Annotated in this window: 17 protein-coding genes; 16 read left to right on the top strand and 1 reads right to left on the bottom strand. The window is 73.0% G+C overall.

The window, feature by feature from the left end:
• Positions 1-176 precede the first annotated feature (176 nt).
• The 14 genes from BLT72_RS11220 to BLT72_RS11155 all read left to right on the top strand — a co-directional run bounded on the left by BLT72_RS11220 (position 177) and on the right by BLT72_RS11155 (position 16289).
• Positions 177-1112 (top strand): N-acetylneuraminate synthase family protein, encoded by a 936-nt coding sequence (locus BLT72_RS11220; protein ID WP_091412971.1) that lies wholly within the window; start codon positions 177-179, stop codon positions 1110-1112.
• Between the two features lie 2 nt (positions 1113-1114).
• Positions 1115-2152 (top strand): hypothetical protein, encoded by a 1038-nt coding sequence (locus BLT72_RS11215; RefSeq protein WP_197677002.1) that lies wholly within the window; start codon positions 1115-1117, stop codon positions 2150-2152.
• A gap of 61 nt (positions 2153-2213) precedes the next feature.
• Complete coding sequence (gene priA / locus BLT72_RS11210; RefSeq protein ID WP_091412969.1) at positions 2214-2978, top strand: bifunctional 1-(5-phosphoribosyl)-5-((5-phosphoribosylamino)methylideneamino)imidazole-4-carboxamide isomerase/phosphoribosylanthranilate isomerase PriA; 765 nt, start codon at positions 2214-2216, stop codon at positions 2976-2978.
• On the top strand, positions 2975-5335 hold the full coding sequence (locus BLT72_RS11205) for an HAD-IB family hydrolase (RefSeq protein ID WP_091412968.1): 2361 nt from the start codon (positions 2975-2977) through the stop codon (positions 5333-5335). Before priA ends, BLT72_RS11205 begins: the two co-directional genes overlap by 4 nt.
• Positions 5336-5472: 137 nt before the next feature.
• Complete coding sequence (locus BLT72_RS11200) at positions 5473-6234, top strand: YebC/PmpR family DNA-binding transcriptional regulator (protein WP_091412966.1); 762 nt, start codon at positions 5473-5475, stop codon at positions 6232-6234.
• A 150-nt stretch (positions 6235-6384) separates the two neighbouring features.
• The gene (gene ruvC / locus BLT72_RS11195) at positions 6385-6987 is read left to right on the top strand and encodes a crossover junction endodeoxyribonuclease RuvC (RefSeq protein WP_197677365.1); all 603 of its coding nucleotides are present in this window, start codon (positions 6385-6387) and stop codon (positions 6985-6987) included.
• Positions 6984-7589 (top strand): Holliday junction branch migration protein RuvA, encoded by a 606-nt coding sequence (gene ruvA, locus BLT72_RS11190; RefSeq protein WP_091412962.1) that lies wholly within the window; start codon positions 6984-6986, stop codon positions 7587-7589. Before ruvC ends, ruvA begins: the two co-directional genes overlap by 4 nt.
• A gap of 4 nt (positions 7590-7593) precedes the next feature.
• Positions 7594-8655 (top strand): Holliday junction branch migration DNA helicase RuvB, encoded by a 1062-nt coding sequence (ruvB, locus tag BLT72_RS11185; protein ID WP_091412960.1) that lies wholly within the window; start codon positions 7594-7596, stop codon positions 8653-8655.
• 146 nt (positions 8656-8801) lie between these two features.
• Complete coding sequence (gene yajC, locus BLT72_RS11180) at positions 8802-9260, top strand: preprotein translocase subunit YajC (RefSeq protein WP_091412958.1); 459 nt, start codon at positions 8802-8804, stop codon at positions 9258-9260.
• Between the two features lie 50 nt (positions 9261-9310).
• The gene (gene secD / locus BLT72_RS11175) at positions 9311-11074 is read left to right on the top strand and encodes a protein translocase subunit SecD (RefSeq protein WP_231929986.1); all 1764 of its coding nucleotides are present in this window, start codon (positions 9311-9313) and stop codon (positions 11072-11074) included.
• Positions 11074-12237, top strand: a complete 1164-nt coding sequence (gene secF, locus BLT72_RS11170; RefSeq protein ID WP_091412956.1) for a protein translocase subunit SecF — start codon at positions 11074-11076, stop codon at positions 12235-12237. The genes secD and secF overlap by 1 nt, the downstream gene beginning before the upstream one ends.
• A gap of 10 nt (positions 12238-12247) precedes the next feature.
• Positions 12248-12778 carry an adenine phosphoribosyltransferase gene (locus BLT72_RS11165; protein WP_091412954.1) on the top strand — a complete coding sequence of 177 codons (531 nt, stop codon included), beginning with the start codon at positions 12248-12250 and terminating at the stop codon, positions 12776-12778.
• On the top strand, positions 12775-13857 hold the full coding sequence (locus BLT72_RS11160; protein WP_091412951.1) for a potassium channel family protein: 1083 nt from the start codon (positions 12775-12777) through the stop codon (positions 13855-13857). The genes BLT72_RS11165 and BLT72_RS11160 overlap by 4 nt, the downstream gene beginning before the upstream one ends.
• A gap of 206 nt (positions 13858-14063) precedes the next feature.
• Positions 14064-16289, top strand: a complete 2226-nt coding sequence (locus BLT72_RS11155; RefSeq protein WP_091417213.1) for a RelA/SpoT family protein — start codon at positions 14064-14066, stop codon at positions 16287-16289.
• Between the two features lie 203 nt (positions 16290-16492).
• Here the strand turns inward: BLT72_RS11155 and BLT72_RS11150 are convergent, their stop codons facing one another.
• On the bottom strand, positions 16493-17803 hold the full coding sequence (locus BLT72_RS11150; protein WP_091412949.1) for a DUF349 domain-containing protein: 1311 nt from the start codon (positions 17801-17803) through the stop codon (positions 16493-16495).
• On the opposite strand from BLT72_RS11150, the gene BLT72_RS11145 reads away from it, so the two are divergent.
• Both BLT72_RS11145 and hisS read left to right on the top strand, forming a co-directional pair.
• Positions 17763-18503, top strand: a complete 741-nt coding sequence (locus tag BLT72_RS11145; protein WP_425349230.1) for an MBL fold metallo-hydrolase — start codon at positions 17763-17765, stop codon at positions 18501-18503. The genes BLT72_RS11150 and BLT72_RS11145 overlap by 41 nt on opposite strands.
• 3 nt (positions 18504-18506) lie before the next feature.
• A complete protein-coding gene (gene hisS / locus BLT72_RS11140) occupies positions 18507-19838 on the top strand; it encodes a histidine--tRNA ligase (protein ID WP_091412947.1) in 1332 nt (443 codons plus the stop codon).
• Positions 19839-19860 lie beyond the last annotated feature (22 nt).

The raw sequence follows: 19860 nt of genomic DNA, 5'->3' as shown, positions 1-19860 counted from the left end.
TGGGCGGTTACGGGCAGGCGTGTGTCACGCCAACAGACCGCCGGGTCACGGTGCCGGCGGCCGGGTACCGCCCCCGAGCCCCGTCGGGGCCGGTGTCTCCGGGACTCCGTCGGATGTTCGCCTGCCGTTCAGGTGCCATCGCCCGTCCCGCCAGAAACGCTCCCTAGCGTGCGCCCATGACCACCTCCTCAGCACTGCTCCAGGGACCGACGCGGCGCCTCGGCGACCGCGTCGTCGGACCGGGCCACCCGGTGTACATCACCGGCGAGATCGGCATCAACCACAACGGTGAGCTCGCGAACGCCTTCGCGCTCATCGACCAGGCCGCCGCCGCCGGCTGCGACGCCGTCAAGTTCCAGAAGCGCACGCCCGAGATCTGCACCCCCCGCGACCAGTGGGACATCGAGCGGGACACCCCGTGGGGCCGGATGACCTACATCGACTACCGGCACCGCGTCGAGTTCGGCGAGGACGACTACCGCCAGATCGACGCCCACGCCCGCGACCGCGGCATCGCTTGGTTCGCCTCCCCGTGGGACGTCGAGGCGGTGGACTTCCTCGAGCAGTTCGACGTGCCGGCGCACAAGGTCGCCTCCGCCTCGCTGACCGACGACGAGCTGCTCCGCCGGCTCCGCGCCACCGGCCGGACGATCATCCTGTCCACCGGGATGTCGACGCCGAAGCAGATCCGCCACGCGGTGGAGGTGCTGGGCAGTGAGAACATCGTCATGTGCCACGCCACGAGCACCTACCCGGCCAAGCCGGCTGAGCTGAACCTGCGGATGATCCACACGCTGCAGTCGGAGTTCCCGAACGTGCCGATCGGCTACTCCGGGCACGAGACGGGCCTGCAGACGACGCTGGCCGCCGTCGCGCTCGGCGCCGTGTTCGTCGAGCGGCACATCACCCTCGACCGCGCCATGTGGGGCTCGGACCAGTCCGCCTCCGTGGAGCCTCCCGGCCTGCAGCGCCTCGTCCGCGACGTCCGGATCATCACCGAGTCCCTCGGCGACGGGGTCAAGAAGATCTACGACGGCGAGCTCGCCGCCATGAAGAAGCTGCGCCGCGTGCAGTCCGGGGCCGAGCCGCAGCTCGCCAGCACGGGCAGCTGAGCGTGCGCTCGTCGGCCCTGGTGGAGAGCCCCGCCCAGCTGCTGAACGTGGTCGAGTGGGCCCACCAGGCCGGCGAGCCCCGGGACGACCTCACGGTCATCGTGCTGGCCCCCACGAACGAGGCCACCCGCCGCCAGCTGCGGGCGATGTCCGCGCTGGCCCGGGAGGACGGCCTCGAGGTCCTCTGGCACGAGCCGCGGCTGGGCGGGGCGGCCACGGCCCGCACCGTCCGCTCGCTGGCCAGCGAGCTCTCCGGCGTCGAGCGCCTCGTGATCGGCGACCCGTTCTCCGGCGTCCTGCAGGTCGTGATGAGCATCAGCCGCGCGCCCGAGGTGGTGATCGTCGACGACGGCACCGCCACCCTCGAGTTCGCCCGGCAGTGGGTCGCCGGTGAGCACCTCGCCCGCTGGCACAGCGTGGCCACCCCCGGGCACCGCCGGCAGATCAGCCACTTCGCCCGCGAGCAGATCTCCGGCTCGGTCCGCCGCCGCATCAGCCCCGAGTCGGGCTGCCGCCTCGCGCTGTTCACCAGCCTCGACGTGGAGCTGCCCCGGGCCCACGTCGGTCGCAACACCTTCGCCTGGGTGCGCTCCCGCTTCCCGGTCCCCGAGGTGAAGCTGGGCTCCGACCTCATCGGCACCTCCCTGGTCGAGACCGGCGTCGTGGACGCCGACGCCTACCTCGGCGGGGTCGCCAGCCTCGTCGAGCAGTACGCCGTCGACCGCTACTTCGCCCACCGCAAGGAGTCCGACGCCAAGCTGGCCCGGATCGAGGGCCTCGGCGTCACCGTCGTCCGGCCCGACCTGCCCCTGGAGATCGCGGCCCGCCTCGGCGTGCTGGCCCGGCGGGTGATCAGCTTCCCGTCCACCGTCGTGCACACGCTGCCGCTGGTGCTGGCCGACACCCCGGCCGAGCTGCTGGTCTGCGACATCGACGACCGCTGGTACACCGCGGGCACCACGCCGAACTCGGAGCGCTTCCTCGGGGCTGTCAGCGCCTCGGCCCGCAGCCGCTTCGGGCTCGCTGCCGTCGCCTGCTGACCGGGTGCGGGGCCGCCGGGACGTGGCCGGGGCGTGGTCGCTCCTCCGGTAGGGTCGTCGGGTGAATTCGCAGAGCCCCTTGGTCCTGCTGCCCGCCGTCGACGTCTCCGGCGGCCAGGCGGTGCAGCTGGTGCAGGGCCGGCTCGGTTCGGAGAAGGTGTTCGGGGACCCGCGGGCCGCCGCCCAGCGCTGGCAGGACGCTGGCGCGGAGTGGATCCACCTGGTCGACCTGGACGCCGCGTTCGGGCGGGGCAGCAACGCCGAGATCATCGCCGAGATCGTCTCCCACCTCCACCTGCAGGTGGAGCTGTCGGGCGGCATCCGCGACGACGAGACCCTCGAGCGGGCCCTGGCCACCGGCTGCCGCCGGGTCAACATCGGCACCGCCGCCCTCGAGCGCCCCGCGTGGTGCGAGGAGATCATCGCCGCGCACGGCGACCGCATCGCCATCGGCCTCGACGTCCGCGGCACCCGGCTCGCCGCCCGCGGCTGGACCTCGGAGGGCGGGGAGCTCGACGAGACCCTGGACCGGCTCGACCGGGCCGGCTGCGCCCGGTTCGTGGTCACCGACGTGGCCTCCGACGGCATGCTGAGCGGGCCCAACCTGGAGCTGCTGCGGCACGTCTGCGCCCGCACCGACGCCCCCGTGGTCGCGAGCGGCGGCATCTCCAGCCTCGAGGACGTGGTGGCGCTGCGCGACCTCGTCCCGGTCGGCGTCGAGGGCGCGATCATCGGGACCGCCCTGTACGTCGGCAACTTCACCATCGAGGAGGCTCTCCGGGCCGCCTCGCTGCCGCTCGCCACCCCCGAGGAACCGACCCCATGACGGCTGCTGCCGACACGTCCAGCCGACCGACCGTGGTGCGCGACGCCGACCACCCCGCCCCCCGGCTCGACGGCCGGCTGCGGGACCTGCTGGCGGGGCAGAAGATCGTCATGACCGGCGTCACCGGCTTCATCGGCGAGCAGCTGCTGTGGAAGATCCTCACCGAGCTGCCGGACACCCGGCCCTCGGTCCTGGTCCGCCGCAAGGGCTCGGCCTCGGCCCGCGACCGCGTCGTCTCCCTGGTCAAGAAGGCGATCTTCGCCGACGTGCGCGACGCGGCGGGCGGCGCCGAGGCGCTGGTCGACGCCCGCATCGAGGTCATCGAGGGCGACCTGCCGAACGTGCCGGCGCTGCCGCGCGACCTCGACGTCCTCGTGCACTGCGCGGGCGACGTCTCCTTCGACCCGCCCATCGACCAGGCCTTCACCACCAACGTGGTGGGCACCAAGGCCCTGATGGAGCGGATGATCGAGGCCTGCCGCGACGAGGACGGCCGTGCCGTCCGCGTCCCGCACTACGTGCACATCTCCACCGCCTACACGGCGGGCCGCCGCCGCGGCGCCATCCCGGAGGGGCCGCAGGAGCACAGCGTCGACTACGCGGCCGAGACCGCGGCCGGGCTCGCCATGCGGGAGCTCGTCGAGGCGGAGTCCCGGATGCCCGACCGGCTGACCACGCTGCGCAAGGAGGCCGAGCGCCAGCACCGTCGCGCCGGCTACCTGACCACGGCGGCCGACACCGAGCGCCGCCGCACCGAGTGGGTGCAGGCCGAGCTCGTCCGCGCGGGCACCGAGCGGGCCCGCTCGCTCGGCTGGACCGACGTCTACACCTTCACCAAGGCCCTCGGCGAGCGGGTGGTCGCCGACCTGGGGGCGGAGATCCGCGTCTCGGTGGTCCGGCCGGCCATCGTCGAGTCGTCCTGGGCGCACCCCTACCCGGGGTGGATCGAGGGCTTCAAGATGGCCGAGCCGTTGATCCTGGCCTACGGCCGCGGCGAGCTGCCCGAGTTCCCCGGTTCGCCGGACTCGGTGCTCGACATCGTGCCGTGCGACCTCGTCGTCAACGCGATCATCGCCGTCTGCGCCACCGCCCCGACGGTCGGCCGCCCGGAGTTCTACCACGTCAGCTCCGGCGCCCGGAACCCGTTGACCATCGCGGGGATCTACGAGCTGATCCGGCACTACTTCACCGAGCACCCGCTGGAGCGCACGGCCAAGCCGGGCGAACCGCTGCCCGAGTGGGACTTCCCGGGCTCCTCCTCGGTCGGCCGGCTGCTGGCGAGCTCGGAGCTCGCGCACTCCCTCGCCGAGCGGCTGCTGGCCCGGGCGCCGCGCTCGGACCGGACCCGGCAGGCCGCCCGCAGCCTCGACAAGTTCCGCCGCCGGCTGGACTTCCTGCGGCGCTACCACGGCCTCTACAACGAGTACGCCCAGTCCGAGCTGCACTTCGTCGACGACGCGACGCTGGCCCTGACCCGCTCGCTGCACCCCGACGACGTCGAGGCGTTCGCCTTCGACACCGCGGTCTACGACTGGAAGACCTACATCGAGGACGTGCACTGCCCCTCGATCACCACGTCGGTGCGCCGGATGGACGCCCTGCGGAACAAGCGCGGGTCCCGGCCCAGCACCATGAAGGACCTCAGCAAGGACACGGCCGGCGCCTCGGCCGTCGCGATCTTCGACCTGGACGGCACCATCATGTCCACCAACGTGGTCGAGCAGTACCTGTGGTCGCGCCTGCCCGAGCTGTCCCCGGCGGGCCAGGTGGCCGAGGTCGGGCAGGTCGCCCGCCGGCTGCCCGGCTACCTGCTGGCCGAGCAGCGGGACCGCGGCGACTTCCTGCGGGCGGTCTACCGCCGCTACCGCGGCCTCGACCTGGCCGAGCTGGAGCACCGGGTCGACACGACGATGGCCCCGGCGATCCTCAGCCGGGTCTCCGCGGAGGCGTTGGAGCGGATCGAGCAGCACCGCGCCGCCGGGCACACCACCATCCTCATCACCGGCGCCGTCGAGACGCTCACCCGGCCGCTGCGGGAGTACTTCGACGTCATCGTGGCCGCCCAGCTGGCCACCGACGCCGACGGCCGCTGCACGGGCTTCCTGGCCCGGCCGCCGCTGGTGGGGGAGTCCCGGGCGGCGTGGCTCAAGCACTACGCCTCGCTGCACGGGGTCGACCTGACCCGCAGCTTCGCCTACGCCGACTCCCACTCCGACCTGCCGATGCTGCAGACCGTCGGCCACCCCGTCGCCGTCAGCCCCGACATCCCGCTGATGCGCGCCGCCGGGAAGAGCCAGTGGTCGATCGTCGCGTGGAAGACCAAGCCCTCCACGCCGCGGTGGCAGATCCCCCGGTAGTCGTGTCCGTCCTCGCTCCGCTCGGACGCGGAGGGGGCTCCTGGCCGCCCCGGTGGAGGTCAGGTCTTGTCGGCCGCCCTCGCGTCGGTCGGGCTCGGTAGTGCTGACTCTCGGCGCCTGGCCTTAGAATCGCCCCCATGTCGGGACACTCCAAGTGGGCAACCACCAAGCACCAGAAGGCCGTCGTCGACGCGCGCCGGGCCAAGTCGTTCGCGAAGCTGATCAAGAACATCGAGGTCGCCGCCCGTCTCGGCGGCGGTGACGTCGACGGCAACCCGACGCTCTTCGACGCGATCCAGAAGGCCAAGAAGACCTCCGTCCCGAAGGACAACATCGACCGCGCGGTGAAGCGTGGGTCCGGGGCCGAGTCGGGCGGCGCCGACTACGAGACGCTCATGTACGAGGCCTACGGACCCGCCGGCATCGCCATGCTCATCGAGTGCCTGACCGACAACCGGAACCGCTCCGCCTCCGAGGTCCGCGTCGCGGTGACCCGCAACGGGGGCACGATGGCCGACTCCGGCTCGACCGCCCGGGTGTTCAGCCGCAAGGGCGTCGTCGTGGTCCCGAAGCAGCAGGGCGACCGGACGCTGGCCGAGGACGACGTCCTCGAGGCGACGCTGGACGCCGACCCCGAGGAGGTCAACGACCTGGGGGAGAGCTTCGAGGTCATCTCCGACCCCGCCGACACCGTCCGGGTGCGGACCGCGGTCCAGGAGGCCGGCCTGGACTACGACTCCGCCGAGGTCTCCTTCGTCCCGGAGTTCACCCAGGAGGTCGACGCCCCGACCGTCGAGAAGGTCATGAAGATCATCGACGCCCTCGAGGACTCCGACGACGTCCAGAACGTCTACGCCAACTTCGACGCCTCCGACGAGGTCCTCGCGTCGATCAGCTGACGCCGAGCCCGTCGCCCGCTCCCTGAGCCCGTCGAAGGGCGCACGGCGCGCCGTCCGGGCCGACCCGGCCCCGCCTCGTAGGGTCAAGCGAACACCTGTTCGACGCGAGGACCGGGCGCCGCCCGGACGAGGAGTGACGCCGTGCGCGTGCTGGGCATCGACCCCGGGCTGACCCGCTGCGGCCTCGGCGTCGTCGACGGCGTGCCCGGGCGTCCGCCCACCCTGGTCGCCGTGGGCGTCACCCGCACCCCGCCGACGCTGGAGACCGCCCGGCGGCTGGTGCAGCTCGAGGAGTCGGTGGAGGCGTGGGTGCGCGAGCACCGACCGGACGCCGTCGCCGTCGAGCGGGTCTTCGCGCAGCACAACGTGGCCACGGTGATGGGCACCGCGCAGGCCGCGGGGATCGCCATGCTGGTCGCGGCCCGGCACGGCCTGCCGGTCGCCCTGCACACCCCGAGCGAGGTCAAGGCGTCGATCACCGGCTCGGGCCGCGCGGGCAAGGAGCAGGTGGGCGCCATGGTCACCCGCATCCTCCGGCTCACCGCCGCCCCCAAGCCGGCGGACGCCGCCGACGCGCTCGCGCTCGCCATCTGCCACATCTGGCGCGGCGGGGCCACCGCCCGCGTCGAGGCCGCCGTCGAGGCCGCCGCCCTCCAGTCCGCCCGCCAGCGCCGCGCCCACCTCCAGGCCCGGACCGCCCAGACCACCCAGGCCCGGACATCCCCGACCCGCCAGTTCCGAGGAGCCCCGTGATCGCCTCCCTCAGCGGCACCGTCCTGCAGGTCGGTCCCACCTCCGCCGTCGTCGAGGTCGGCGGGCTCGGCGTGCTCACCCTCTGCAGCCCCGGCACGGTCGCCGGCCTGCGGGTGGGCCAGCGGGCGACGCTCGCCACCTCGCTGGTCGTCCGCGAGGACTCGCTCACCCTGTACGGGTTCGCCACCGCCGACGAGCGGGAGTTCTTCGAGCTGCTGCTGACCGCCACCGGCGTCGGGCCGAAGCTCGCACAGGCCGCGCTCGCGGTGCTGCCGCCCGACCAGCTGCGCGCCGCGATCGCCAGCGAGAACCTCGTCCAGCTCTGCAAGGTGCCGGGGGTGGGCCGCAAGGGTGCCCAGCGGATGGTCATCGAGCTCAAGGACAAGATCAACGCGGTCGGGCTGTCGGCCGAGCCGCACACCGGCGCCGTCGTCCAGCCGGTCTGGCGCGACCAGGTGGCCCGCGGCCTCGTCGGCCTCGGCTGGTCGGAGAAGGACGCTGACGCCGCCTGCTCGGAGGTGGAGCCGCTGGTCGCCGCCGACCCGGACACCTCCGTCGCCGTCCTGATGCGGGCCGCCCTGCAGTCCCTGGCGCGGGGGTGAGCGCGTGAACGCCGCCGACGAGACGGAGGACCTGGGCTCGCTCGTCCAGCCCGTGGCCGACGCTGACGAGCGGGCCGCCGAGTCGGCGCTGCGCCCGACGTCGCTGGCCGAGTTCGAGGGCCAGCCGCGGGTCAGCGACCAGCTGGGCCTGGTGCTGGAGGCGGCCCGGCACCGCGGCACCGTCGCCGACCACGTGCTGCTCTCCGGGCCGCCCGGGCTGGGCAAGACGACGCTGGCCATGATCATCGCGGGGGAGATGGGGGCCCCGCTGCGCATCTCCAGCGGCCCGGCCATCACCCACGCCGGCGACCTCGCGGCCATCCTGTCCGGGCTCACCGAGGGCGAGGTGTTCTTCCTCGACGAGATCCACCGGATGTCGCGCCCCGCCGAGGAGATGCTCTACCTGGCGATGGAGGACTTCCGGGTCGACGTCGTGGTGGGCAAGGGCCCGGGCGCCACCGCCATCCCGCTGGAGATCCCGCGCTTCACCCTGGTCGGGGCCACCACCCGCGCCGGGCTGCTGCCCGGCCCGCTGCGGGACCGGTTCGGCTTCACCGCGCAGCTCGACTTCTACGACACCGCGGCCCTGGAGCACATCGTGCACCGCTCGGCCGAGCTGATCGAGGCGCGGCTCGACGCCGCCGGCGCGGCCGAGATCGCCCGACGCTCCCGCGGCACCCCCCGGATCGCCAACCGGCTGCTGCGCCGGGTGCGCGACTACGCCCAGGTCCGGGCGGACGGCCGGATCACCCCCGCCCTGGCCCGGGCGGCACTCGAGCTCTACGAGGTCGACGAGCTCGGACTGGACCGGCTGGACCGGGCCGTGCTGCGCGCCATGTGCACCCGGTTCGGGGGCGGACCCGTCGGGCTGTCGACGCTCGCGATCTCCGTCGGGGAGGAGCGGGAGACCGTCGAGGAGGTCGCCGAGCCCTTCCTGGTGCGGCAGGGGTTCCTGATGCGGACCCCGCGCGGACGGGTGGCGACACCGGCGGCCTGGCGGCACCTGGGACTGGCCGTCCCGGGCGGGGCGAGCGGTCCCGACACCGCTCCCGACCTGTTCGGCTGAGGCGCCCGGGGGTCCCGAGTGGGTAGAGTACGTCGGTCGGCGCCGCGCGCCGGCCGGCTCGACCCGACTTCGGTCGGCCATCTCGACCCGACGACCCCGACCGGTGCGCAGCCCGCGCGCTGGGTGCCCCGACGGATGCTGGAGCCATGCAGAACTACTCGACCCTGATCCTGATCGCGCTGATGGTGTTCGCGTTCTACTTCCTCATCCTGCGCCCCCAGAAGAAGCGTCAGCAGGCGGTGCAGAACACGCTCAACAGCCTCCAGCCGGGCAACCGCGTGCTGCTGGGCAGCGGGCTCTTCGGCACCATCGTCTCCCTGGGCGACCGTCAGGCCGTCCTCGAGATCTCGCCCGGCGTCGAGCTGACCGTGCTCAAGCAGGCCATCGTCCGGGCCGTCACCGAGGCCGACGAGGACACCGTGACCGACGAGGACGACCTCCTCGACGACGACGAGGTGCTGACCGACGCCGACGGCCTCGCCCCGCGCGAGACCACCTCCGACCTCGGCACCGCCCCCGGCGACCGCGACGGCTCCACCGCCGTCGCCCAGGACGTCGAGTGGCAGAACCCGTCGGCGGGGGCCGACCCCAAGCGCCCCAGCTGATCGACCGACCCTCCCCGCTCGGTCTCGCGTAGCAAGGAACCTTCCTCCCCGTGGCAGCACAGAGTGGCCGACCCGGCCGCACCCTCATCGTCCTCCTGGCCCTCGTGGTCGCGCTGGTCGGCCTGATGGGTCTGAGCAAGACCTGGACCCCCAAGCTCGGCCTCGACCTCCAGGGCGGCACGACCATCACCCTGACGGCGCAGAACACCTCGGGCACCGGCGCCGTCGACAAGACCAGCCTCGAAGAGGCGCGGACGATCATCCAGAACCGCGTCGACAGCCTCGGCGTCGGCGAGTCCGAGGTGACGACGGCCGGCGACAAGCAGATCATCGTCAGCGTCCCCAACGTCCAGGAGGACCGGCTCGTCGAGCAGGTCGGCCAGACGGCGGTGCTGCGCTTCCGGGCTGTCTACTCCGCCGAGCAGGTCGCTCCGCCCGTCACCCCCGGCGAGCAGCCGAGCGCGGCGCCCAGCGGCGAGCCCAGCGACGGCGCGTCCGCCGGGGCCCCCTCGACGGCGCCCAGCGCGACCCCGCAGGCCGGCGCCACGCCCACCGGGAACAACCGGCCGCTGCCCGGGCTGCCGACCGCCCCGCCGGCCCCGTCGACCCCCCGGCCCACCGCCGAGGGTCAGGGCACCCCGCCCGACGAGGCGATCAACTACCAGCCGAGCGACGCCGACACCGCCGACTTCGCAGCCTTCACCTGCGACCAGGCGGGTGACCAGGTCGACGTCTCCGACCAGCCGCTGTTCTCCTGCAACCGCGAGGGCACCGAGAAGTACCTGCTGGGCCCGACGCTGATCCAGGGCGACACGCTGACGGGCGCCACGGCCGGCATCCCGCAGAACGGCATCCAGTGGGTCGTCAACCTCACCTTCAACTCCGAGGGCGGCACCGCCTTCGAGAACATCACCGGGCAGCTGGCCCAGCGGACCGACCCCCAGAACCGCTTCGCCATCGTGCTGGACGGCGAGACCATCTCGGCCCCGTCGGTCAGCTCGGCCATCCCGGGCGGGCAGGCGGAGATCTCCGGGAGCTTCACCCAGGCCAGCGCCACCGACCTGGCCAACGTGCTGAAGTACGGCGCCCTGCCGCTGGCCTTCGAGGTCTCCGAGGTCTCCAACGTCTCCGCGACCCTCGGCGGTGAGCAGCTGCACGCGGGCCTCATCGCCGGTCTCGTCGGGCTGGTCCTGGTGGTCGGGTTCTGCTTCCTCTACTACCGCGGGCTCGGCATCGTCGTCATCGCCTCGCTGGTGGTGGCCGCGATCATCACCTACGCCTGCATGGTGCTGCTCGGCAGCTCGGTGGGCTTCGCGCTCAACCTGCCCGGCATCGCCGGCGCGATCGTCGCGATCGGCGTGACCGCTGACAGCTTCGTCATCTACTTCGAACGGATCCGCGACGAGGTCCGCGACGGCCGCAGCCTGCGGACCGCCGTCGAGACCGGCTGGCGCCGGGCCCGGCAGACGGTGCTGATCGCGGACGCGGTGTCCATGCTCTCCGCGATCATCCTGTTCATCCTGGCCATCGGCTCGGTGAAGGGCTTCGCGTTCACGCTCGGCCTGACCACCCTGATCGACGTGCTGGTCGTGTTCCTGTTCACCAAACCCCTGATGACGCTGCTGGCCCGGACGAAGTTCTTCGGCGGCGGCCACCGGCTGTCCGGGCTCGACCCGAGCCACCTCGGCGTGAAGGCCCTGCCCGGCGTGCGGACCCGCCGCGCCGGGTCGGCCGCCTCGGCCGCCCGCAGCGCCGGCACGCACGCCGTCGGCACGACGGCCTCGCCGGCCGCGACCCCTGGAGAGAAGTCCTGATGTCGAAGTTCAGCGATCTCGGGCACCGGCTGTACACCGGTGAGGTCTCCTACGAGTTCATCGCCCGCCGCCGCCGCTGGTACGCCCTCTCGGCGGTCCTCCTGCTGATCTCGATCGGCGCGCTCGCCCTGCGCGGGCTGGACTTCGGGATCGAGTTCGACGGCGGGGCCGACTTCCGCGCCAGCACCACGGTGAACAGCCAGACCGTGGACGGCATGCGCTCGGCGCTGGAGCGGACGGGGCTCCCCGACCTCGACGACACCACCATCAACACCATCGGCAGCGACCAGGTGCGCGTGCAGACGCGCACCCTCGACGCGACCAGCGAGGTCCCGGTGGTGCGGGCGGCGATCGGCGAGGAGGCCGGCGTCGCCACCGACGAGGTCGCCTACAACCTGATCGGCGCGTCGTGGGGTGACCAGATCACCGAGCGCGGGCTGATCGCCCTCGTCGTCTTCCTGGTCCTCGTCGGGCTGATGATCTGGATCTACTTCCGGGACGGCGCGATGTCCGCGGCGGCCCTGGTGGCCCTGGGCCACGACCTGCTGCTGACGATCGGCATCTACGCCCTGGTGGGCTTCACCGTCACCCCGGCGACGCTGATCGGGGTGCTCACCATCCTCGGCTACTCGCTGTACGACACCGTCGTGGTGTTCGACAAGGTCCGGGAGAACGTCCGCGACCTGCGCAGCAGCAGCACCCGCACCTACTCCGAGGCCGCGAACCTGGCCGTCAACCAGGTGCTGGTCCGTTCCATCAACACGACGATCATCGGTGTCCTGCCGGTGGCGGCCCTGCTGTTCGCCGGTGCGTTCATCCTCGGCGAGGGGCCCCTCAAGGACCTGGCGCTCGCCCTGTTCGTCGGCATGGTCTCCGGCGCCTACTCCTCGATCTTCATCGCCACCCCGCTGCTGGCGCAGATCAAGGAGCGGAGCCCGGAGATGCAGAAGCTGGCCGCCCGGGTGGCGGCGCGCCGCGCCAAGGACGGCGCCCGAGGGCGTGGTGACGAGGCGGCGGACAACGTCTCGGTCGGCGCCGGCCGTGCGCCGGCCCTGACCGTGACGCGGGCGGCCGCGGGCTCGGTGCCCGTCCGGCCCATCAGCGAGGGCGCGGCCAAGCGGCCGCAGCCGCAGCACAAGCCGCGCAGCCAGCGCCGGAGCTGAGGACACGCCGATGGTCGACCTGGCGTCCCTCGTGGTCGACGTGCCCGACTTCCCGCGTCCCGGCGTGGTGTTCAAGGACGTGACGCCGCTGCTGGCCTCGGCGTGGGGCCTGGCCGCCGCGGTCGACGGGCTGGTGGCCGCGGCACCGGACGCGGTCGACGTCGTGGTCGGGCTCGAGGCCCGCGGCTTCCTGTTCGGCCCGCCGGTCGCGCTGGCCCTGGGGGTGGGGTTCGTCCCGGCCCGCAAGCCCGGCAAACTGCCCCGGGAGACGGTCGAGGTCTCGTACGCTCTCGAGTACGGCGAGGAGACGCTGGCCCTGCACGCCGACGCCGTCGGGCCGGGCGACCGGGTGCTGGTCGTCGACGACGTGCTGGCCACCGGGGGCACCGCGGTCGCGGCCGCCGGCCTGGTGCGCCGGCTGGGGGCCGAGGTGGTCGGCGTCTCGGTGCTGCTGGAGCTGGCCTTCCTGCCCGGGCGGGCGCTGCTGGCCGAGCACGGTCTCGAGCGCGTGTCCGCCGTGCTGACCAGCGGAGCGGCATGAGCTCGCGGGCGACCGGCAGCACCCCGTCGCTGATCTCGCGGCGGCAGCGCGGCCAGCGGCCGTGGACCCACGACGCCCTGGTCAGCCTGCCGGCCCGGACCACGTCGCCGCTGGTCGAGCTGGCCCGCCGCGGGGTGCTGGCGCTCCTGCTGGTGGCGTTCATCGTGCTGCTCGTGTACCTCGACCGGAACGCCTACACCGACAGCCACGACGGCGAGGTCACCCTGGTCGACGCCATCTACTACGCCACCGTCACCATCACGACCACCGGCTACGGCGACATCACCCCGATCACCCCGCACTCGCGGATCCTGAACGCGGTCCTCGTGACGCCGCTGCGCATCATGTTCCTGGTCCTGCTGGTCGGGACGACGCTGCAGGTGCTGGCCAACGAGGGCCGGCGCATCTTTCTCGACTCCCGCTGGAGGAAGCACATGCGCAACCACGTCGTCGTGGTCGGCTACGGCACCAAGGGCCGCAGCGCCGTCGACACCCTGGAGGCGAACGGCTGCAACCCGGCGCAGATCGTCGTGATCGACGGCCGGGGGACCGCGGTGTCCGACGCGAACATCCGCGGCTACGCCGCCATCGAGGGCGACGCGACGCGGCGGGAGGTGCTGCGCCGGGCCGAGATCATCAAGGCGCGCGAGGTGATCATCACCCTCGACCGCGACGACTCCGCGATCCTGGTCACCCTGACCGTCCGGCAGCTCAACCCCAGCGCGCACGTCGTGGTCGCCGTCCGCGAGGAGGACAACGCCTCGCTGCTGCGCCAGTCCGGGGCGAACGCGGTGATCACCTCCTCCGAGGCCGTCGGCCGGCTGCTGGGGCTGTCGGCCACCAGCCCCAACCTGGGCACCGTGATCGAGGACCTGCTGTCCTCCCGCGAGGGGCTCGAGGTGGGCGAGCGGCAGGTGACCCGCGACGAGGTCGGGCTGAACCCGGGCCAGGTGGAGGGGGAGCGGGTGATCGCCGTGGTCCGCAACCGGACGCTGCGCCGCTTCTACGACCCGACGGTGGCCAAGCTGGAGACCGGCGACCAGGTCGTCGTCGTGCGCCACGCGGCCGAGCAGCCCTGACCTTGCACCTAGACTGAGCCCACCGTCGAGGTGAGGGACAGCCTGTGAGCGATCAGGGAGCGGCCGTGCGGCCGGGCACCGGGACGGGTGCGGACCCCGAGGGCCCGACCCCGACCCTGGCGGCCGAGCACGCCCCGGGATCGCCGGGCGGCACGACGACCGACCTGGTGCCCCGCTCCGTCCCCGGCGAGCAGCCGCGGGTCCGGATGCGGCAGCGGCTGGCCCGGCTGGGCGCCACCCGACCGCAGACCCCCGTGCTGGACCCGCTGTTCCGGGTGATCCGGGTCAGCCACCCCAAGGCCGACCTCAGCGTCGTCGAGCGCGCCTACCGGACCGCCGAGCAGGCGCACGCCGGTCAGCTGCGCAAGAGCGGCGACGCGTACATCACCCACCCGCTGGCCGTCACCACCATCCTGGCCGAGCTGGGGATGACCGAGGCGACGCTCTGCGCGGCCCTGCTGCACGACACCGTCGAGGACACGAACTACACCCTCGCCCAGCTGACCAAGGACTTCGGCGAGGAGGTGGCCCTGCTCGTCGACGGCTGCACCAAGCTGGACAAGGTCAAGTACGGCGAGTCGGCCAAGTCCGAGACGATCCGCAAGATGGTCATCGCCATGAGCCGCGACATCCGCGTGCTGGTGATCAAGCTGGCCGACCGGCTGCACAACATGCGGACGCTGCACTACCTGCGCCCCGACAAGCAGTCGCGGATCGCCACCGAGACGCTCGAGATCTTCGCCCCGCTGGCCCACCGGCTGGGCATGAACGCCATCAAGTGGGAGCTCGAGGACCTCGCCTTCGGCACCCTGCACCCGAAGGTCTACGACGAGATCGTCCGGCTGGTGGCCGAGGCGGCGCCCAGCCGTGACGAGTGGCTGGCCGGGGTGATCGAGCAGGTCCAGGCCGACCTCAAGGCGGCCAAGATCAAGGCCAACGTCACCGGCCGGCCCAAGCACTACTACTCGATCTACCAGAAGATGGTCGTCCGCGGCCGCGACTTCCAGGACATCTACGACCTGGTCGGGCTGCGGGTGCTGGTCGAGGACAACCGCGACTGCTACGCCGCGCTCGGCGTGCTGCACGTCCGCTGGAACCCCCTGCCCGGGCGGTTCAAGGACTACATCGCGATGCCGAAGTTCAACATGTACCAGTCCCTGCACACCACCGTGCTGGGGCCGACGGGCAAGCCGGTGGAGCTGCAGATCCGCACGGAGGAGATGCACCGCCGGGCCGAGTTCGGCGTCGCCGCGCACTGGAAGTACAAGGAGGGCAAGGGCGCGCCGCCGACGGCGAACCCGGGCGACACCGGCGAGCTGGTGTGGGTCCGGCAGCTGATGGACTGGCAGCGCGAGTCCGCCGACCCGGGGGAGTTCCTGGACTCGCTGCGCTTCGAGATCAACTCGACCGAGGTGTACGCGTTCACCCCGAAGGGCGAGGTCATCTCGCTGCCGCAGGGGTCGACGCCGGTCGACTTCGCCTACGCCATCCACACCGAGGTCGGCAACCGGACGATCGGCGCCCGCGTCAACAACCGGCTGGTCCCGCTGGAGTCCCAGCTCTCCAACGGCGACGTGGTGGAGATCTTCACCTCCAAGGCCGAGAACGCCGGACCCAGCCGCGACTGGCTGGCGTTCGTCGCCAGCCCGCGGGCCCGCAACAAGATCCGCCACCACTTCACCCGGGAGCGCCGCGAGGAGTCGATCGAGTCGGGCAAGGAGGCGCTGGCCCGCCAGATGCGCAAGGCCGGTCTGCCGATGCAGCGGCTGCTGACCCTCGAGCACCTGACGGCGGTGGCCGGCTACTTCAAGCTCGCCGACGTCTCCAGCCTCTACGCCGCGGTGGGGGAGAACACCGTCGGCGCCCAGGCGGTGGTCAACCGGCTGATCAGCGTCGAGGGCGGGGAGGACGCCGCCGCCGACGAGACCAGCGAGGACCGTGTCGTCACCGGCCGCCGCACCCGCCCGGGCGGGGCCAGCAGCGGCGAGTCGGGCATCCGCGTCGTCGGCGCCAGCGACCTGTGGGTCAAGCTCGCGAAGTGCTGCACCCCGGTCCCGGGCGACCCGATCCTCGGCTTCGTCACCCGCGGCGCCGGCGTCTCGGTGCACCGCACCGACTGCGTCAACGCCGCCAGCCTGCGGGCCGAGCCGGAGCGGCTGATCGACGTCGAGTGGGCGCCGACGGCCAAGAGCTCGTTCCTGGTCGCCATCCAGGTGGAGGCGCTGGACCGCAACCGGCTGCTGTCCGACATCACCCGCACCCTGTCGGACCAGCACGTCAACATCCTGTCCGCCGCCCTGAGCACCACCAAGGACCGGATCTGCAAGGCCAAGTTCACCTTCGAGACGGCCGACCCGACGCACCTGGACCACGTCCTCCGGGCCGTCCGCAGCGTCCCGGCCGTCTTCGACGTCTACCGCATCTCGCAGTGACGTCTGCCGCGCACGCGGCGCTGTCGCTGCGACGCTGACGAGCTGGTGCCGGGGCCGCGGCCCCCGTGGGTCCCCCACTTCACACCCCGTGCGCGTACTTCACACCCCGTGCACGGGGTGCGTCGACCACCGACGGGGTGTGAAGTGGGGGACCGGCCTCCGGCCGGGGCGCGCGGCAGGCTGCCCGCCCGACGCGCAGCAGCTCACCCCGAGTAGTCGGCCACGGCCTTGCGGGCCTGCTCGAGCCACTCCTGGTAGGTCTCGACCGAGCTGCGGGCGTCGGCGGCGGCCTTGACGTCGCCGCGGGCCTCGGCCTGGTCGGCCTTCTCCAGCAGCGTCGCGATCTGCGCCTCCAGCTTGGCGGCGGTGTCCTGGGCGCGGGCGCGGGCCTCGGGGTTGGTGCGCCGCCAGCGCTCCTCCTCGGCGTTGTTGACCGCCTCCTCGACGGCCCGCAGCCGGTTCTCCAGCGGCCGGATCGAGTCGCGCGGGACCTTGCCCAGCGCCGACCAGCGCTCGATGAGGTCCCGGTACATGGCGCGGCCGGCGGCCGGGTCGCTGACGGGCAGCTGGGCCTCCGCCTCGGCGAGCAGCCGCTCCTTGGCGTCGGCGTTGACCTGGAACTCGGCGTCCTGCTCGGCCATCGCCGCCGACTTGGCGGCGAAGAAGGTGTCCTGGGCGGCGCGGAAGCGGCGCCAGAGGGCTTCGTCGACGCCGCGCGGGGCGGGGCCGGCGTCCTTCCAGCGCTGCATGAGGTCGCGGTAGACACCCGTGGTCGGGCCCCAGTCGGTGGACTCCGCGAGCGCTTCGGCCTCGGTGGCCAGCTGCTCCTTGACGGTGCGGGCCGACTCGCGCTGCTCGTTCTGCTGCGCGAACTGCGCCTTGCGGCGGCGGGTGTAGGTGGTGCGGGCGCTGGAGAAGCGGTGCCAGAGCGCGTCGTCGGTGGCGCGGTCGAGGCGGGGCAGCGTCTTCCACTGGTCCAGCAGGGCGCGGAACCGGTTGACTCCGCCGCGCCAGTCGTTGCCGGCCGCCAGCTTCTCGGCCTCGATGACGAAGGCCTCCTTCGCCGTGCGGGCCGCCTCGTTGGCCCTGGCCTTCTCCGCGCGCCGGACCGCACGCTGCTCGGCGAGCCGCGGCGCCAGGGCGTCGAGCCGCACGAGCAGGGCGCCGAGGTCGCCGACGGCGTGGGCCCCGTCGACGGCGGTGCGGACGGTCTTGACCGAGCCGGCCGCGTCGTCGGGGGAGAGGGCGCCGGAGGCGACCCGCCGCTCCAGCAGCGAGACCTCCAGCTCGAGGGCCTCGTAGCGGCGGGTGAAGAAGGCCATCGCCTCCTCGGCGGGCACGCCGGGCACCTGGCCGACGCTCCGCTCCCCGTCCGCCGTCCGGACGAAGACGGTGCCATCGGGGTCCACCCGACCGAACGACGCCGGACCGGTGCCCGCTGTCCCAGCGGCTTCAGGCCCCGCAGCATCAGTCATGGCCCCAATCCTGCCCGATACTGTCGCGGTTGTGTTCATCGCGTCCTTTCCAGCCGGACCCTGGCAGACCAACTGCTACGTCGTCGCCACCGCCCCGGGATCGGAGTGCGTGGTCGTCGACCCCGGGCTGGGCGCGGTGCCCGGCGTGCAGGAGCTGGTGGCCGAGCACCGCCTGAAGCCGGTCGCGGTGCTGGTCACGCACGGCCACCTCGACCACACGTTCTCCGTCACGCCGCTGTGCGCCGGGAACGACGCGACCTGCTGGGTGCACCCCCGCGACCGCGCGCTGCTGGGCGACCCCTACCGCGCGATGGGCCCCGACGCCCGCGCCCTGGTGGAGCAGCTGGCCGGGCCGACGACGTTCACCGAGCCCGACGCGGTCCGCGAGCTGGTCGACGGCACCCGCTTCGAGGTCGCCGGCCTCGCCTTCGACGCGCTGCACGCGCCCGGCCACACGCCCGGTTCGACGATGCTGCGCACCGACTACCCCGGCACGGAGGTGGAGGCGGTGATGTTCTCCGGCGACGTGCTGTTCGCCGGCTCCATCGGTCGGACCGACTTGCCAGGCGGCAGCCACCTGGACATGCTGGACAGCCTGCGCACCAAGGTGCTGCCGCTGCCGGACCCGGTGGCGGTGCTGCCGGGGCACGGCCCCCAGACCACCATGGCCGCCGAGCGTGCGCAGAACCCCTACCTGCAGGCGTCCTACCTGCGGGCCCCGAACCCCGACGAGGAGTAGGTCGTGAGTCGCCCCAAGCCGCTCTCGGGCTTCCCGGAGCTCGCTCCGGACGCCCGCATCGTGGAGCAGTTCGTGCTCGACCGGCTGCGGGAGACCTTCGAGCTGCACGGCTTCGGCTCCATCGAGACGCGCGCGGTCGAGCCGCTGGACCGGCTGGCCAAGCAGGGCGAGATCGACAAGGAGGTCTACGCCGTCCAGCGGGTGGCCGCCGAGCCGGGCAGCCGGGCCGAGCTGGGCCTGCACTTCGACCTCACGGTGCCGTTCGCCCGCTACGTGCTGGAGAACGCCGGCCAGCTGGCCTTCCCGTTCCGCCGCTACCAGATCCAGAAGGTGTGGCGGGGCGAGCGGCCGCAGGAGGGGCGCTACCGCGAGTTCACCCAGGCCGACATCGACATCGTCGACGCCGGCACGCTCGCCGCGCACCACGACGTGGAGCTGCCCCTGGTCACCCTCGGGGCGCTGGAGCGGCTGCACACCGACCTCGGCGTCCCGCCCGTGCTGATGCGGGTCAACAACCGCAAGCTCGCCCAGGGCTTCTACCTCGGCCTCGACATCGCCGACCCGCCGGCGGTGCTCCGCCAGGTCGACAAGCTGGACAAGATCGGCCCCGACCGGGTGACGGCGCTGCTGACCGACGAGGTCGGCGTCAGCGCCGCCCAGGCCGCCTCGGTGGTCCGGCTCGCGCAGATCTCCACGCCCGACGAGTCGTTCGTCGACCGGGTCCGCGGCCTCGGGGTCCAGCACCCGCAGCTCGACGAGGGGCTGGAGCTGCTGGCCGAGGTCGTCCGGGCCGCGCGGACGCACGTCCCCGGCCGGCTGGTCGCCGACCTCAAGATCGCCCGCGGGCTCGACTACTACACCGGCACCGTCTACGAGACCGAGCTGGTCGGCTTCGAGGGCTGGGGCTCCATCTCCTCGGGCGGCCGCTACGACTCCCTGGCCACCGACGGCCGGACGACCTACCCCGGCGTCGGGCTCTCCATCGGGGTCACCCGGCTGCTGGCGCCGCTGCTGGGCCGCGGGTTCCTGCGGGCCTCCCGCTCGGTGCCGACGGCGGTGCTGGTCGCCGTCGAGTCGGAGGAGAGCCGCTGGGACGCCGTGGCCGTGGCCGAGCAGCTGCGGGCGCGCGGGATCGCCTGCGAGGTCGCCCCCAGGGCGGACCGGTTCGGCAAGCAGATCCGCTACGCCGACCGCCGCGGCATCCCCTTCGTCTGGTTCGGGGGAGCCGACGGCGAGGTCAAGGACATCCGCTCCGGGGACCAGGTGCCGGCGACGGCGACGGCCTGGACCCCGCCCGCCGCGGACCTGCGACCGCAGGTGGGCGCGGCCGGCTGAGCCGGCCGGAACTGTCAGTGGT

The organism is Friedmanniella luteola, from assembly GCF_900105065.1.
In the GTDB taxonomy this organism is placed as follows: Bacteria; Actinomycetota; Actinomycetes; order Propionibacteriales; family Propionibacteriaceae; genus Microlunatus; species Microlunatus luteolus.
The sequence above is the reverse complement of the archived record's forward strand: the minus strand, read 5'-3'. Positions and strand labels throughout refer to the sequence as shown.

What these genes read in the sequence shown, in the direction of transcription:
- BLT72_RS11220 (WP_091412971.1), top strand. Translation starts at nt 177, where the DNA reads ATGACCACCTCCTCAGCACTGCTCCAGGGACCGACGCGGCGCCTCGGC.
- BLT72_RS11205 (WP_091412968.1), top strand. Translation starts at nt 2,975, where the DNA reads ATGACGGCTGCTGCCGACACGTCCAGCCGACCGACCGTGGTGCGCGAC.
- BLT72_RS11200 (WP_091412966.1), top strand. Translation starts at nt 5,473, where the DNA reads ATGTCGGGACACTCCAAGTGGGCAACCACCAAGCACCAGAAGGCCGTC.
- yajC (WP_091412958.1), top strand. Translation starts at nt 8,802, where the DNA reads ATGCAGAACTACTCGACCCTGATCCTGATCGCGCTGATGGTGTTCGCG.
- secF (WP_091412956.1), top strand. Translation starts at nt 11,074, where the DNA reads ATGTCGAAGTTCAGCGATCTCGGGCACCGGCTGTACACCGGTGAGGTC.
- BLT72_RS11165 (WP_091412954.1), top strand. Translation starts at nt 12,248, where the DNA reads ATGGTCGACCTGGCGTCCCTCGTGGTCGACGTGCCCGACTTCCCGCGT.
- BLT72_RS11160 (WP_091412951.1), top strand. Translation starts at nt 12,775, where the DNA reads ATGAGCTCGCGGGCGACCGGCAGCACCCCGTCGCTGATCTCGCGGCGG.
- BLT72_RS11155 (WP_091417213.1), top strand. Translation starts at nt 14,064, where the DNA reads ATGCGGCAGCGGCTGGCCCGGCTGGGCGCCACCCGACCGCAGACCCCC.
- BLT72_RS11145 (WP_425349230.1), top strand. Translation starts at nt 17,763, where the DNA reads ATGGCCCCAATCCTGCCCGATACTGTCGCGGTTGTGTTCATCGCGTCC.
- BLT72_RS11150 (WP_091412949.1), bottom strand. Translation starts at nt 17,803, where the DNA reads ATGAACACAACCGCGACAGTATCGGGCAGGATTGGGGCCATGACTGAT.